The organism is Paraburkholderia sp. JPY465 (assembly GCF_050436725.1).
GTDB lineage: Bacteria > Pseudomonadota > Gammaproteobacteria > Burkholderiales > Burkholderiaceae > Paraburkholderia > Paraburkholderia youngii.
On record NZ_JBNDMT010000003.1, the window covers coordinates 1,735,356 to 1,748,560 of the forward strand.

The following is a 13,205-nucleotide window of genomic DNA, read 5'->3' on the forward strand; positions in this document are numbered from 1 at the left end:
GTATTCATTGCATCACTGCCCTAGCAGGGAAAAACTTCTCGTAGCCGCATCTGTCAGGCAAGCCTGGCGATGCGAAGCGTTGCGCCGACCTCCGCCATGAAATCGCGTGCCGCCGGGGCGTGAAAAGCCGTCGCCGTCTCCCGTGCAATACGCTCGATCACCCGCGCTTCCAGATTGTCGGGATGAAACAGCCCGAGCCACGTCTGCTCTTCCAGTCCCGGATAACCGAATTCCGCGATTGAGGGCACGTCGGGAAATGCCGGCAAACGGCTTGTGGTGGAAAACGCAATGGCTTTCACCAGCCCCTGCTTGAGCAACGGCCCCGCCGTCACCATCGACATGACGGCGGCATCGGATGCCCCCGTCAGCAGGGCCTGGGTTTGCGCACCGCCTCCCGGGCATACATTCAGTTGCGGATACCATCGGGCAGCATCCTGCAATCGCTCGAACCAGTTATGGGCTTTCGTTCCAACGGGTGGCGTACTACAAACCAGCGGGCGCCCTGGCTGCCGCGACGCTTCCCGCAACGCATGCCAACCTGCGTACGCGGAACGCGCCGGCACGACAATCGCAAGGGGAATGGCCAACGTCGGCCCCAGCGGATTGCCCGCCACGTTGACCGGGCTTCCCGCCAGCGCTCCAGCAGTCCGGCTGCTCCACGCACCGCCCAACACAAGCGGCAGCGTGCCCGGATCACTGAGACCTTGCACACCGCCCGCACTGCGCTCGCTCATCGCGACAACGTCCACGCGGGTACGCAACAAGTCTCCGATTGGGTCGGACAGCATCCGCGCGACCGACTCCGAGAGCCCCCCGGTGAATCCGATCACCAGCTGGATGGAGCCTCCGAATCGCATGTTTCGACTCGTCGCGACCAGATTGTTCAGCGCCTCCCGGTTACGCCAGTTGCGCTCGAGAACCGCTGCGAGCTCATTGCGTCCACCGGCACGCCATCGCGCCAGGATCACGTCGAGAATCTGAGGCCAGACGCCCGCGGCACGCCAGGCCCTGAGCCGCTGCCAGCAGGCAGAGCCCGATCCGTAACCGAGGCGGACCGGCAACGAATTCCAGGCCACGTCGGCCGTCAGTACCCAGAGAATCCCGTTCAGCACCAGGCGGTCGGCCGTAGGCGGACGCCCGGCCGAGCGCAGAACCTGGTCCGGCAGAAGTTTCTGCACCTCCGCCCACAACAGGTCATCGACGACGGGCAGCGCCTCTTCTCCCGTCATGGTCCCTCCCCTGCGCTCGAGGTTCCCCGAAGGTCCGGCTGAAACGGGTTACGGACGTCCGGCACCCAGCGCGCCGAACCAGGAAGCGGCAAACCCGAGATACCGTTCAGCAACACCTGACGGATCTGCAACGCCCGAACGCGCAACTCCTCCGGGCCGCCGACACCGGCCACGTGCGGCGAGATCAATACCTCCGCTAACTGCCAGAGCGGGCTCTCCTTCGGCAACGGCTCCGTCTCGAATACGTCCAGCCCGGCTCCCGCCAGACGTCGCGCGCGCAACGCATCCACCAGGGCATTGCTGTCAACGACCGCTCCGCGCGACACATTCACCAGGATCGCAGACGGTTTTAGCAGGGACAACCGCCGTGCATCCAGCAGATGAAAAGTCGAACTGTCGATGGGGACTGCAAGCACGAGAACGTCGGCGTCAGCGAGAACAGCGTCGAGCTCCGCCACCGCGACCACACGATCCACGTCCGCGTCGTCGCGAGCCGTGGTTGCCACGGCCGTGATCTTCATGCCGAAAGCCCGCGCGCGTCGGGCCACCTGCCGCCCGATTGCCCCCAGACCGACCAGGCACAGATGCCTGCCGATCAACGATGACATGGACGCGACCATCCGTTCGCGCGCCCATGCGGCATTCGCGCGATTACGCTCGAGCAGCGGCAAGCCGCGCACCAATCCCAGCATCAGGGCCATTGCGTGCTCCGCGACCTGTGCCGCGGCCCGTCCGGGCATGTGACTCAGCCGCACGCCTGCCGGCACGCCATACCGATGGAAGTTTTCCAGTCCGGTGTTGGGCGAATGAATCCATTCGAGTCGTCGTGCTTCGTTGACGAGACGTTTCGCCGTTTCGGGGTGGTATTCCTGCGTGCTTGTGACAAAGACCGATGCTCTCGCCAGATCGCGGGCAGCCGCATCGCCCTGCCGGAAAGGCACGGCCTCAATCGCCTCCATCCCCGCACACGCCCGCAACAACTCGTCTTCGCCTGTGGCGAGATTGACGAGCACGACAGCGGGGATGGGAATCGTATTGGGCATTGATGCAGGTCAACATATGCGTCGAATCCTTGCAGTCTACCCAGCGCAGAACAGCGGAAGAACCAAGAAAAACACCGTTCAAAATGCTTTTACCGAAAAAGCATTTCGAAATACCAACCCGCTATGCAACTGGTGGCAGATCGAGGCGAACGGCAAAGCCAGGACGATCCGGCGCGGCGTTCGGGTATAGCGCCATCACTTTCGGATCATGTCCGGCAACGATATGGTCGACGCTGTCCGCCAGCGCGAGAAGCTGATCCCACGCGGTGATATACGCGAGGGTATCGACGAGGATCGGAAACGGATTGCGGCGCTCGAGATTGGCGTAGTAGTGCATCGCGTCGGAGGCCAACACGACCATGCCCCGCTCGGTCAGCACCCGTACAACCTGCATCCCCGGCGTATGACCGCCTACCCAGTGACTGGTGATGCCCGGAACGATTTCCGTTGATTCGGCCGTGAAATGAAGCCGGTCCCCGTACAGCAGTCTGAGCGCGGTGCAAATCTGATCGACGCGGTACGGCCGTCGCAGCGACGCATGCTGCATGTAAGGCCCGCAGGCATGACCTAATTCCGCCGGATGAATATGGAAATGCGCATTTGGAAATTTGTCGAGATTTCCCGCGTGGTCATAATGAAGATGCGTCACGACGACCTGCGCCACCTTTTCCGGAGCAACTCCCAGTTGCGCCAGACCCGCTACCGGATCGCATAAAAACGTGTGCCCCCGCGCTTCGCAGGCCGCCTGCGTCATCCCGCTGTCGATGACGACCGCATGAGTGTCATTGACGGCGAGCCACACGAAATAATCCATCGGCATGGGACCATCGTGCAGATCGGCGTTCGAAAGAAAATTCGATACCGTCCGGCGCTTCGGATTCGTTGCATAGCGAAGCGCGAACAATCTAAATGGAAGAGCCATGTTCCGCCTCGGTGATCCGTTGCGCAGTGTGGCGGTTCGCCGGAACGTCCAGCCCGAGATCGGCCCGCAGCCCCAGCGGATCATAGTCCTCGTGGTAAATACCGCGCTCCTGCAGCAACGGAACGACGCTATCGATAAAGTCCTGCAACCCGCCGGGAAAATACGGCGGCATCACGTTGAAACCATCCGCTGCCCCCGTCTGCCACCACGACTGGATATGGTCGGCAATATCGGACGGCGTGCCGATTACGGGAAAATGACCGTTTGTACCCGCCATGATCCGGTACAGCCCAAGCATCGTGAGCCCTTTCCTGTCCGCAAGGCTCTTGAGTAAGGTCACACGGCTGGAAAGATGGCTCTGCAGCAGTTCGTCAGGGACAGGCGCATCCAGAGCGAGGTGGGAAACGTCCTGCCCGAACCGCTCAGACAGGGCAGCATAGGCACGGCCTGCATCGATCTTTTCCTGAAGACTTTCGTAAAGCGCAAACGCCTCCTCGCGAGTACGCCCAACGAAAGGAACAATGCCGGGCATCACAATGGGAACCCTTCCCGTGCGCCCGAACCCGGTCGCAGCCTGCTCCTTCAACGAAGCGGCGAAACGCCGGGCTTCGTCCGCTTCCGGCTGCGCAGTGAACACGACGTCCGCAACCCTGGCCGCCAGCCTCTTTCCCGGCCCGGACGAACCCGCCTGGATCAGAATCGGACGCCCCTGTGGACAGCGCGAGACATTCAGCGGCCCGGCGACATCGAAATGCTCGCCTCGATGATCGAGCGAATGCAGCTTGTCCGGCTCGAAATACTTGCCACTGGTCTTGTCGCGAACGAATGCTCCGTCTTCCCAACTGTCCCACAAGCCGCATACGACGTCGACGAATTCCTCGCCGCGGGAGTACCGCTGCGCCGGATCGGGCAGGCGCACCGTTCCATAATTGAGCGCGGCGGACTCGCTCGACGACGTCACGATATTCCATCCTGCCCGCCCACGGCTGATATGGTCCAGCGACGCAAGCTGCCTGGCAACAGTGTAAGGCTCGCTATATGTCGTGGAAACAGTCGCCACCAGCCCGATATGCGTTGTTCTCAGCGCCACCGCGCTCAACAATGTAAGGGGCTCCAGCCGCGCCACAACGGAAGGGCTTGCGTGGCGGCCAGTACTCAGTCCGTCAGCCACAAACGCGAAGTGAAATTTTCCCTGCTCGGCACGCTGACAAAGGTCCACCAGATACCCGATGTCCTCCGTATCGGAGCGAGCGGCCGGATGTCGCCAGCCGGCTGTGTGATAACCGGCTGCGTGAAGAAACAGCCCCAGCGCCAGCTTCCTCCTGGGATACTTCATTGCCGGTACGATGAGTCGATACGGTCCAGTTGACGGAGAACCGCATCCCAATGCCGCTGGGTCCGGAATCCACCACTGGATTTTTCGATGTGTTCCGCCACACGCTCGGCGATCTCCGCCGGCGGCACGCTCAGCGAAGCGCCGCCGGCTTGCGCCGAAATCTGCGCCGCACAGGCGCGCTCGATGAAATGCAGTTCCTGGAAAGCCCGCGGAATGCTCTCGCCGCAGGCAAGCAGTCCGTGGTTGCGCAGGATAAGCACCCGGTGCGGACCGAGGTCTTTCACAAGCCGAGCCTGCTCCCCGAGGTCAAGCGCGAACCCCTCGTAGTCGTGGTAGCCAATCCTGCCCTGGTAGCGCATCGCATGCTGGGTAATCATTAGCAGGCCGTTCTTCTGCGCGGATACGCCGACCCCAGCCGGTGTATGCGTATGCAGGACGCAGTGCAGGTCCGGACGCGCCCGGTGGATCGCGCTGTGAATCACGAACCCTGCCGCATTGACGCCGAGGCCGGTGGGATCGGAAATGATGTTTCCGTCCAGATCCAGCTTCACCAGGCTGGATGCCGTCACCTCGTCGAACGTCTGCCCATAGGCGTTGACAAGGTAATGCTCTTCGGCCCCCCGAATACGCGCAGAAAAATGAGTATAGATATGGTCTGTCCATCGATACAGGACTGCGGCACGATAGCAGGCTGCCAGCGCGACCCTGGTCTCCCACTCTTCCGGCGACATAGCCCGATCGTCCCCGCGCGGGACAACCAGGCGCTCCCGCTCCGGCCCGAGAAACTGCTTTGCCGATTGATACGTCATCACGAATGCCCTGATATCAACCCCGATCAGAAAACCGAGGCAAGCTGCGAGTAAGTGGAATTCCCGCTGGTCAGCCCCCAGCGTTTCATGCTCTCGTAGGTGTCGGCAAAGCGATCGGTCGTGAATGGCGTCGTGTGGACGTACCGGATGAACTGCGTTCCCAGTTCGTGCGGAGCGAGGGCGTTCCCCACCCGCTCGGTGATGATGTGCTTGTACTTGTCGAAATCGGCGTTGATGATATCGACCGCTTTGTCGATCGCACCGAAATACGCGCGCTGCTGTTCGACCGACAGATCGTCCGACACCACCTCGGCCCCACGATAGAACGTGAGGTTGACGATGTGCGCCCCCTCCTTCAACGCCAGGCTGATGTACGGCTCCATCAGCGTCACCGCCTTGAACTTGCCCGACTTGAGGGCTTCGTATCGATCCTGAGGCGCGCCCGCGTGCTCGATAAACGTCTGATCGGCCGGGATCGCACCCTCCAGCAATTGAGCCGTCGCGTAATGCGAACCTGCACGGTTGTTGACACCGACCAGCACGCCCGCGAGATCACGTGGCTCCTGAATCGCCGGATCGAACGTCACGATCGCCTGCGCGGCAACTGCGGCGCGCAAACCGACCACCCGACCGCCACGTTGGCCACGCTCCACGCGATCGACGCCTGCCCACTCGCAAATATTGAACGTGTCGGCCTGACACTCCTCGAACTGCTTCTCCTTGAGCCGATCGAACACGTTCTCCGGCGAGGGCGCCGAGTTCAGATCGCCGTCGGCAAACTGGACGTCAAGTCCCGCTGCGGCAAACAGGCCTTCGTCACGCGCGACGTACAAAGGCAGATAGAACATGGAGCTACCGGAGGCAATAGTGATTTGTTTCGACTGTGACATGACTTGACCCTCTTGATACGTACCCGTGTTGAAGACACGATCAGTATGGTTTCCGTCATGTGCAATGCAAACCAATTTTCTCGAATATTGGTGAGCCAAAGCTTTCTAAGTATTTTGAAATAGCTTATTCGATATCGCCCTTTCGACTGCCGTCGTCGCCAAAATATTCCCCCAAAACTGAAAGCCACCCGTTCCAGCTGACAGATCGTAGTGGTCAAAAATGCGCGGTATTGCTCACCGACATGGACGCATCCCTGCGCATCTGCCGAACTACTGCGTCACCTCGAACTGCATGGTCAGCCAGTCGTAATCGGCGGCGGCCACGATGCGACGCCGGAAACGCAGCCCGGCGGCACCCGCCTGAGAAGGCTACACGACTATGGGGCCGTCATACCGCGGCTACGTCTACCGGCGCGATATTCACGCGATTCTGCATTCCGGTCGGAGAGAAGCTGCAGCACAAGGGATATGCCCGATGCGCCATGGGCATTAAATTGCGCCCCAAAGCAGTAACAAAGTGTAAATTGGAACTATCACATCGCGCGATCGATACGCTTGGCAAGCTCCCTGTTCCACCTGTTCCATCACGACGTCGATCGTTCGCGTCCATTGCAGTGAGACGTGCTCCATGGATAATCGAACATGACCAAGGCATCCCGGAGTCGTGCAAATGGACCAGGTAATGCGCATGAAGGACGTCGTCAAAAAAATCGGCCTGTGCCGGGCAACCATCTATTCGATGATCAGCCGTGGAGAATTCCCGCGCCCCATCCGCATCGGTGAGCGTGCAACAGGATGGCGTGAGTCCGAGCTGGAAGCATGGCTTGAGAAACGCTCAGCGGCGAGCGAGCAAGTGGCGCGGCCGGTCCCTCAGCGTCACTGATCCCCGCGCGGGAAATCAGGCCTCGCTGGCCGCCAGCATCGTACCCCTGCACCGGGGGGCACCGCATCGGCAGACATAGCTGAGCCTGATCTCGTCGTCGGCCGGCTCGTCGATTGTCAGTTGATAATCAAGGAACAGTTCATCGCCGGGTGAAATCGAGGCCGACGCATGAATAAACACGCGATTGTCCACCTCGATGGCCTCACAATTTGCATCGCATGAGTGATTCAGCCAGCGCGCGCTGTTCCCGCGTTGGCCACCATCGATGACGCGTCCATCAGTCAATCCGAAGAAGTAGGTATGACCAGACACGCCCTGCTTCTGGTGTTGCCTGACCGCAGTTTGCCACGGGATCAGCCCACCCTTGTATTCGAGAACCCGCTCGCCGGGTTCGAGCGCCTGAAGCGCGAATACGCCTCGCCCGTGCACGGGCGAGCGCCTGACTACCACACGTCGCTGCATGACCTGCCTTTCCTCTCTCTCATTGTCGAAGTGAAGTATAGGGTGACCCTCACTACCTATGTGTATTTCTTGAAGTATTTGGCCATGTTCCATACCGCGAGCAGCATCAGCACCGAGACTGGCCAGAAGAGGAGATAGACAGGCAGGCACAGCGGGGCGACGAGCCACACGATGGCCGTCAGTGGTATCACTCCAAATCCAAGTCCACGCTTTGCATGATGGTAGCGGGTCGCAGATTCGTGGCCGCCCTGCGCCCGCCTGACGTGACGCGCCACCAGTCCATCCGTGAGTGCGACCACAACAGCCAGCAGAAACTGTGGAATCGTCATCAGCAACATCGAGACGCGAACGCCAAACAGTTTCATTCCGACCATCGCCACGATCAACACCTCGCGTGCTGATCCGGTAAATGCGGGCCGCAGCATGGATCCAAGGCCCTGAGCCGGCGAGGTCCCGGCCTGCCAGGCCCGCGCAGAGGCATCGACGCCCGTCCAGCCAAACCAGCTCCAGTACGCGAGGTCTGCGGTACACCTTGCGAGTTCGCGATCCGATGTCTGTTCCAGGTAATAGCGAAGTAGCGTCTCGATCCCGCCCACGGGATCGTCCCGCCATAAAAAGTGGGCTGCCGCGATGTCAGCCAGTACCGACAGAAGCGATGCCAGCAGCAGCCATAGCACCGCATGGATAGCCAGATCGACGACCCAGAAGAACGACTTCACACCCTCCGCGTTGCCATCCCGGCGCGTCGCGCTCATACCCACTCCTCTCAGAACCCGGCACCCTTGCCCTCGACCGCCCAGGGTTCGCTGGCTGAGGGCTGCACGTGGCTGACGACTGGCAGGAAGCTGCCCACCGCGCCGCCGATAACGTCCGGCGCCACCCCACCTGCATCATCGAACGGCGATACGGCCTGCAGATAGGACGCGTATTTCGCGCGCATATCGGCTACCACCTCGTCCAGCCCCGGCAGCATGATCGGATCGTTTTCCTCCAGCAGCGGCAGTCGCACCTTGACGAGCTGGCCGCCCTCAATCAGCGCAAAGGCCTGCCCCTTCGGCAACTGCGTGAGGTCGGAGGGCTGCAGCATCGGCACAGGGCGCACCGAAATCTGATCGTGCGTCTGCGCCGTGAAATGCACGCCCTCCCCGCGTCGCACCGCATCCGTCGCCGACGAAGCGAGCGTCAGCGTTTTCACGTCGACCATCGGCAACTGATCGGTGAGGATCTTGGCGGTCGTCACGTACTTCACGCGCAGCATCACGAGCGTGTTGAAGTTGCCGAAGATCTGCTCGGCCTTGGCCCGCGAACCGATCTTCGCTTCCACGTCGGCGCTCGTCTGCGTGTAGGCCGTCACCTGATAACCGGCCCCGCCTGCCTTGTTCACCATCGGCACGAATTCGTCGCCGACCAGTTCGTTAAATTCGTCCGCGTGGATCGACACGCGGCGCCTGCCGCCGGCGGTGCTCTGGCCGTAACCATGCCCATACTTGTAGATCCGGCCAGCCGTTGACGTGAGATCCGCAAACATCGCGTTGCCGACCACGCCCGCAACCTCGAAGTCGGACAACGCATCGAGCCCGACGTATACGATCCCGCCGCGGTCCATCACCCGGTTCCAGTCGAACACGGGGCGCGGGTCGTCCGGGTCACTGTAATCGGGCGACAGCAGCTCCGACGTCCGTCCTGTGGTGAGCTTTTCCAGGAGGGGGTAGAGGGATGAGATCAGCTTGTCGAAGTAAGAACGCTCGTTGCTGATCACGGACAGCAGGCCATTGGCAATTGGATCGGTCCAGCCCTGCTGACGGATCAGGTTCGCGACCTGGAGCACTTCCTGGTTGCGCTGCAGGCGCATCGCCTGCTTCGCCTCCTCCTTCTCGAGTGGCTCCAGCCCATCTTCCCAACCAGGGTGGTCACGATCGAGCCAGAAGCGGAAATACCGCAGCGCCAGCCCGTCGATGTTCACCGCATTCTGGTAGATCATCTCGTAGGTCGGACGGATACCCAGTGCGCTCATCGCACGGGCCATCACGTTCACGAAGCGCCAGACGAAATCGCGGAACGCGGCCGACTGGCCCTCCTTCGGCAGGTTGCCCGCGATGCGGGTCGCGACTTCCGTGATCCGCGAGTAGGTGCCGATCGGACTGTAACGCGCGGAGCGGTCCGGGTAGCCGAGGTGGAAAAACGTGAACTCGCCCTCGCGACCGCAACGTTTCGCCTCCGCATACATGCGCAGCAGCAGGTCGACGTCGCCCTTCGGATCGAACACGATCACGACATCGCCACGGCGGATATCTTGCGCAACCAGGACCTCGCACAGCCGGGTCTTACCGACGCGCGTGGTGCCGAGCACGGCCATATGACCGACACGCTCGCCGAGATCAAACCAGACATCGCGCTCCTCCGGTTCGACACCGTGCAGCGCTGGATCGCCGCCAACCGGTGGCAGTGGCGCCACGGGATTCCACCATCCGTACCGCCGCGTGATACGCGCAAGACGGCCGTCGGGATAGCGCCGTTCGTGGTCCCGTGCGTGATCGTAGAGACCGTTGCGGGCAAGCAGTCGCCGGTTCTCGGGAAGACGGGCCTGATACAGGCGCTGGGTGTGGATTCCTCTCCACCGGAAACCGCGGCCGAGAAATACCTCCCTGCTGGAGCACGGGATGACCGCGGCCGGGATCACGTATTGCGGCAGCCGCCGCAGGTTGCGCTGGAAACGGATCAGTTGCCACGCCTGCCTGCCACGCACCCAGGCCAGGGCGACCAACCCGAGAGTCGTCACACCGCCGGTCGCTGGGGTGAGCAGAAACAGCGCGGGGAGGGACCAGAGGACGCCCGTTGCGGCAAGCGCGGCAAACGACGACAGCAGTTCGACGGGTCTGCGAAAGCGGTTCTCGACTGGATAGCCCATCGCCTGTCCGCTCGCGCCCGGCGCCTACGTCCGCGACGAATGCGGTACGCCGTCACCGCCGTCGTCCTGCGCCGGCTTCTGCTTCGACTGGATCATCGCGTTCGGCGGCGGAACGGGGTTAAAGAAGCGCTCGGGCTCGGGCACAAGCATCACGGACAGCTGCCGTCCGCCCGCACCCTTGATCGTGTAATGAAGCAGGTAGGATCGCGCGGCACCACCCGAATCCGCCGCCACCGGATAGCCCGACTTCTGGAAATCGCGCTGTAGCTGCTTCCACGGCTCGGGTGTTCTGCCGTCCTCAGCCGGCGTCTGTTCAATCGCCCCAGGATGCGCCTGCGCGAAGTCGCGGAAGACTGCGGGTGTCACGAGCAGCATGCCCTCCGGCACGAAGTGCACCCGCGCCATCGACTCGTTGTAAGGCAGTGCTCCCGTTGCAATCCCTTCCTGGACCCAGGCCATGAAACGCTCGGCGTTCGGTCGACGTTGCCGGCCACCCTCGCGTGCAGCCACCGACCGTGCCGGCACCTTCGCTTTCTGCTTCGGGCGCATCGGAGAGGCGACCTGGTCGGGCACAGGGTTGTCTTCCCTGTCCGGCTTCCCGCCGCCTACGACCTCGGCCTGCAACGTCGATGCGCTCTCGCCGTCAGGCAGAAAATCAGGTGAATCGACGCGGGAAACCGGCTGCGGGACAGTTGCCGTTGGCACCGGGATGGGCTTATCGACTGCTGCGCCAGGCAGATCAGGCATCACGAGCAGCATGGGCAACGCTGCGTCGGTTCCCGCCGTGGGCGCACCCTCATGAACAGCCGTTGCCTCAGCGGGTCCGGGTTGATCCGGCTCGTCCGCGTCCGGCGAAGCGGACTGGACGTCTACCGTATTGCCAGGCGGCGCCGGTGACGCATCCCCGACCGGCGGCGCCGCGCCCATTCCAGCCTCGACGGCTTCGACGACCTGAATCGCGTCGGGCGGAAGTGCACGGGGATACTGGCCCGGATCAGCGTACAGCCGGTCGAGCGGAAAGCGGAGAACCGTAAAGGTCTGCTTCCAGGTTCCCACCGTCACCTCGACGGTCCAGATAGCGCCGCCCTCTGGTGTGGGAACGAGCGCGCCGTACTCCTGCCAGGTGTCGAAGAGCCGGTTGTTGTCGGCCGGGATACCGGCCGCACCAGGCTGCTGCCGTTCGTTTCGGGCCAGCCACGCCCGCACGGCCTCAGCAAGCGTCTTTGCAACGCACCACAGCGATTCGCCGTCGCAGTAACCGGTGGCGCCCGCACGGTTCATCGGCAGCTCGCCTTCGGCGAGCAACCGCCGCAACCCGCCCATCAACCGCTCGATCAGCGGAACCGCGCGCGCTGTCGCAAAGCGGGTGCGAGGGCCCGAGAGCAGGTTCTGCGCAACCGAACGCCGGTCCGCTTCCCCCACAATCTTCGCGAGTGCCCCGTCCTTTGCATTGGCGTCGCCGGAGAGATACGCTCCCAGTTCATCGATGACTGGCGGATATTGAGCGAGCCAGGCGAGCGATGCCGAGGGAACGAGACGCTGGAGCAGCACGATGGACAGCCGCGCGTGCTCGGCATAGTCGCGCTGTGCCGGCTCCGGAAAATCTACCTGGTACCACTCGCCGCCCTGCCCGATCATGCTGCCCGCCAGCGGCACCCAGGGCCGCGCGTTCGTACCACTCACGATTTCAATCTTCAGGTCTGCCAGGGGTTTGCCGATGTCGTGCAGCAGCGCGCCGACCAGCACGGCATAACTGCATCGCGCGCCGTGCTGCATCTGGTCCTCGGGACTGGCGCCGAGTGGCAGCCGGTAGCCCTCGCGGAAATGCAGCGCAGACCGCGCCACCTCGAGCAGATGGATCAGCAGGCCACCGGGCTGTGCATGATGGTGGGATTCCGATGCGGGCAGCAGTTGCACGAATTCGGTGAGTTGATGGATCAGCGGCTCGACGTCCCTGCGCTCACTCCCAGCCGACAGGCCCAGGCTGCTTCCGATACTACGCACTGTGCCCTGCATGCCAGTTCGCACAAGGAGCTCACCAGACGCGAGTACTGGCAGATGCTGCGCAGACGGCTGCGAGCGCCGCGGTGTCGGAACGGCGACGGATGCAGCAGGCAACGCTGGCTGGGACAACCTCGTGGAGGCCGCTGAAACGCGTCCCAGCCAGGTCAGGGCGGTACCTAGTGCCATGTGGGCTCACAGGTGGTGAGTGGTTCAACTGTCCCCACAGTACGCAGTCGCCCTCACTTCCGGTCCGGAATAACTGCACGGCGTGCGGACGTGGCATGCAGTCATGTCGACGCACGGAGAGCGGAAGTCGCGGTCAGCCGGGCTGTCCTTTCCTGGCCCTTTCCGATCTTTCCCGGCGTGTGCCGCGGCGTTTTTCTCCCTTGCTGCAAGTGCCTTTTTTACCCTTCACCCTTTGAGCCTTTCAGCGGGTGAAGCGACTTATCCCAAGCTTCACCCGCGGCCTTTGGATAAGGCCCTTCCCTTTTCGTCGCCCTTTGTTCCCCTTGCCTTTGCAGCCGTCCGTCAACGCCTTTGTATCGCGCTGGACATTCTGTTCTGGCAACGACCTGGCGACCAGGCAGTCCGCAAAAACCTGCCGGCCCGGACGCACACACGGGCAGATATCCGGCCCCTCCGCGCGCCATCGCTGCCTACAGTGAACCCGTCGGTCCGCTCCCCCTGGGCCGACGCGCGCTGTTGGCCTGCCGGGATGC

General features: G+C 62.5%; 11 protein-coding genes. 1 reads left to right on the plus strand and 10 read right to left on the minus strand.

The genetic code is table 11. From position 1 onward, the window contains the following. Positions 1 to 53: 53 nt before the first annotated feature. The 6 genes from QFZ94_RS22680 to QFZ94_RS22705 form a co-directional block, all read right to left on the minus strand. Positions 54 to 1,229 carry a tripartite tricarboxylate transporter substrate-binding protein gene (locus tag QFZ94_RS22680; RefSeq protein ID WP_429459637.1) on the minus strand — a complete coding sequence of 392 codons (1,176 nt, stop codon included), beginning with the start codon at positions 1,227 to 1,229 and terminating at the stop codon, positions 54 to 56. Beyond that, positions 1,226 to 2,272 carry a D-2-hydroxyacid dehydrogenase gene (locus QFZ94_RS22685; protein WP_429459639.1) on the minus strand — a complete coding sequence of 349 codons (1,047 nt, stop codon included), beginning with the start codon at positions 2,270 to 2,272 and terminating at the stop codon, positions 1,226 to 1,228. The genes QFZ94_RS22680 and QFZ94_RS22685 overlap by 4 nt, the downstream gene beginning before the upstream one ends. Before the next feature lie 121 nt (positions 2,273 to 2,393). Next, the gene (locus tag QFZ94_RS22690; RefSeq protein ID WP_429459641.1) at positions 2,394 to 3,176 is read right to left on the minus strand and encodes an N-acyl homoserine lactonase family protein; all 783 of its coding nucleotides are present in this window, start codon (positions 3,174 to 3,176) and stop codon (positions 2,394 to 2,396) included. A 1-nt stretch (position 3,177) separates the two neighbouring features. Next, positions 3,178 to 4,530, minus strand: coding sequence for an LLM class flavin-dependent oxidoreductase (locus QFZ94_RS22695; protein ID WP_429459643.1), 1,353 nt, complete (start codon positions 4,528 to 4,530; stop codon positions 3,178 to 3,180). Further along, on the minus strand, positions 4,527 to 5,339 hold the full coding sequence (locus tag QFZ94_RS22700; RefSeq protein WP_429459645.1) for a class II aldolase/adducin family protein: 813 nt from the start codon (positions 5,337 to 5,339) through the stop codon (positions 4,527 to 4,529). Before QFZ94_RS22700 ends, QFZ94_RS22695 begins: the two co-directional genes overlap by 4 nt. 26 nt (positions 5,340 to 5,365) lie before the next feature. Next, positions 5,366 to 6,328 carry an ABC transporter substrate-binding protein gene (locus tag QFZ94_RS22705; RefSeq protein ID WP_429459647.1) on the minus strand — a complete coding sequence of 321 codons (963 nt, stop codon included), beginning with the start codon at positions 6,326 to 6,328 and terminating at the stop codon, positions 5,366 to 5,368. Positions 6,329 to 6,899: 571 nt separating this feature from the next. Between QFZ94_RS22705 and QFZ94_RS22710 the strand changes: the two genes are divergently transcribed. Then, positions 6,900 to 7,112 carry a helix-turn-helix transcriptional regulator gene (locus QFZ94_RS22710; protein ID WP_429459649.1) on the plus strand — a complete coding sequence of 71 codons (213 nt, stop codon included), beginning with the start codon at positions 6,900 to 6,902 and terminating at the stop codon, positions 7,110 to 7,112. 15 nt (positions 7,113 to 7,127) lie between these two features. Here the strand turns inward: QFZ94_RS22710 and QFZ94_RS22715 are convergent, their stop codons facing one another. Genes QFZ94_RS22715 through mobH form a run of 4 tightly spaced genes read right to left on the minus strand, consistent with a single transcriptional unit; the run spans position 7,128 to position 12,498 of the window. Next, the gene (locus QFZ94_RS22715) at positions 7,128 to 7,574 is read right to left on the minus strand and encodes an SET domain-containing protein (protein ID WP_429459651.1); all 447 of its coding nucleotides are present in this window, start codon (positions 7,572 to 7,574) and stop codon (positions 7,128 to 7,130) included. Between the two features lie 56 nt (positions 7,575 to 7,630). Continuing rightward, complete coding sequence (locus tag QFZ94_RS22720; RefSeq protein WP_429459653.1) at positions 7,631 to 8,329, minus strand: DUF4400 domain-containing protein; 699 nt, start codon at positions 8,327 to 8,329, stop codon at positions 7,631 to 7,633. Positions 8,330 to 8,340: 11 nt separating this feature from the next. Continuing rightward, on the minus strand, positions 8,341 to 10,482 hold the full coding sequence (gene traD / locus QFZ94_RS22725) for a type IV conjugative transfer system coupling protein TraD (protein ID WP_429459655.1): 2,142 nt from the start codon (positions 10,480 to 10,482) through the stop codon (positions 8,341 to 8,343). 24 nt (positions 10,483 to 10,506) lie between these two features. Beyond that, complete coding sequence (gene mobH, locus QFZ94_RS22730; RefSeq protein WP_429459657.1) at positions 10,507 to 12,498, minus strand: MobH family relaxase; 1,992 nt, start codon at positions 12,496 to 12,498, stop codon at positions 10,507 to 10,509. Between the last annotated feature and the right edge of the window lie 707 nt (positions 12,499 to 13,205).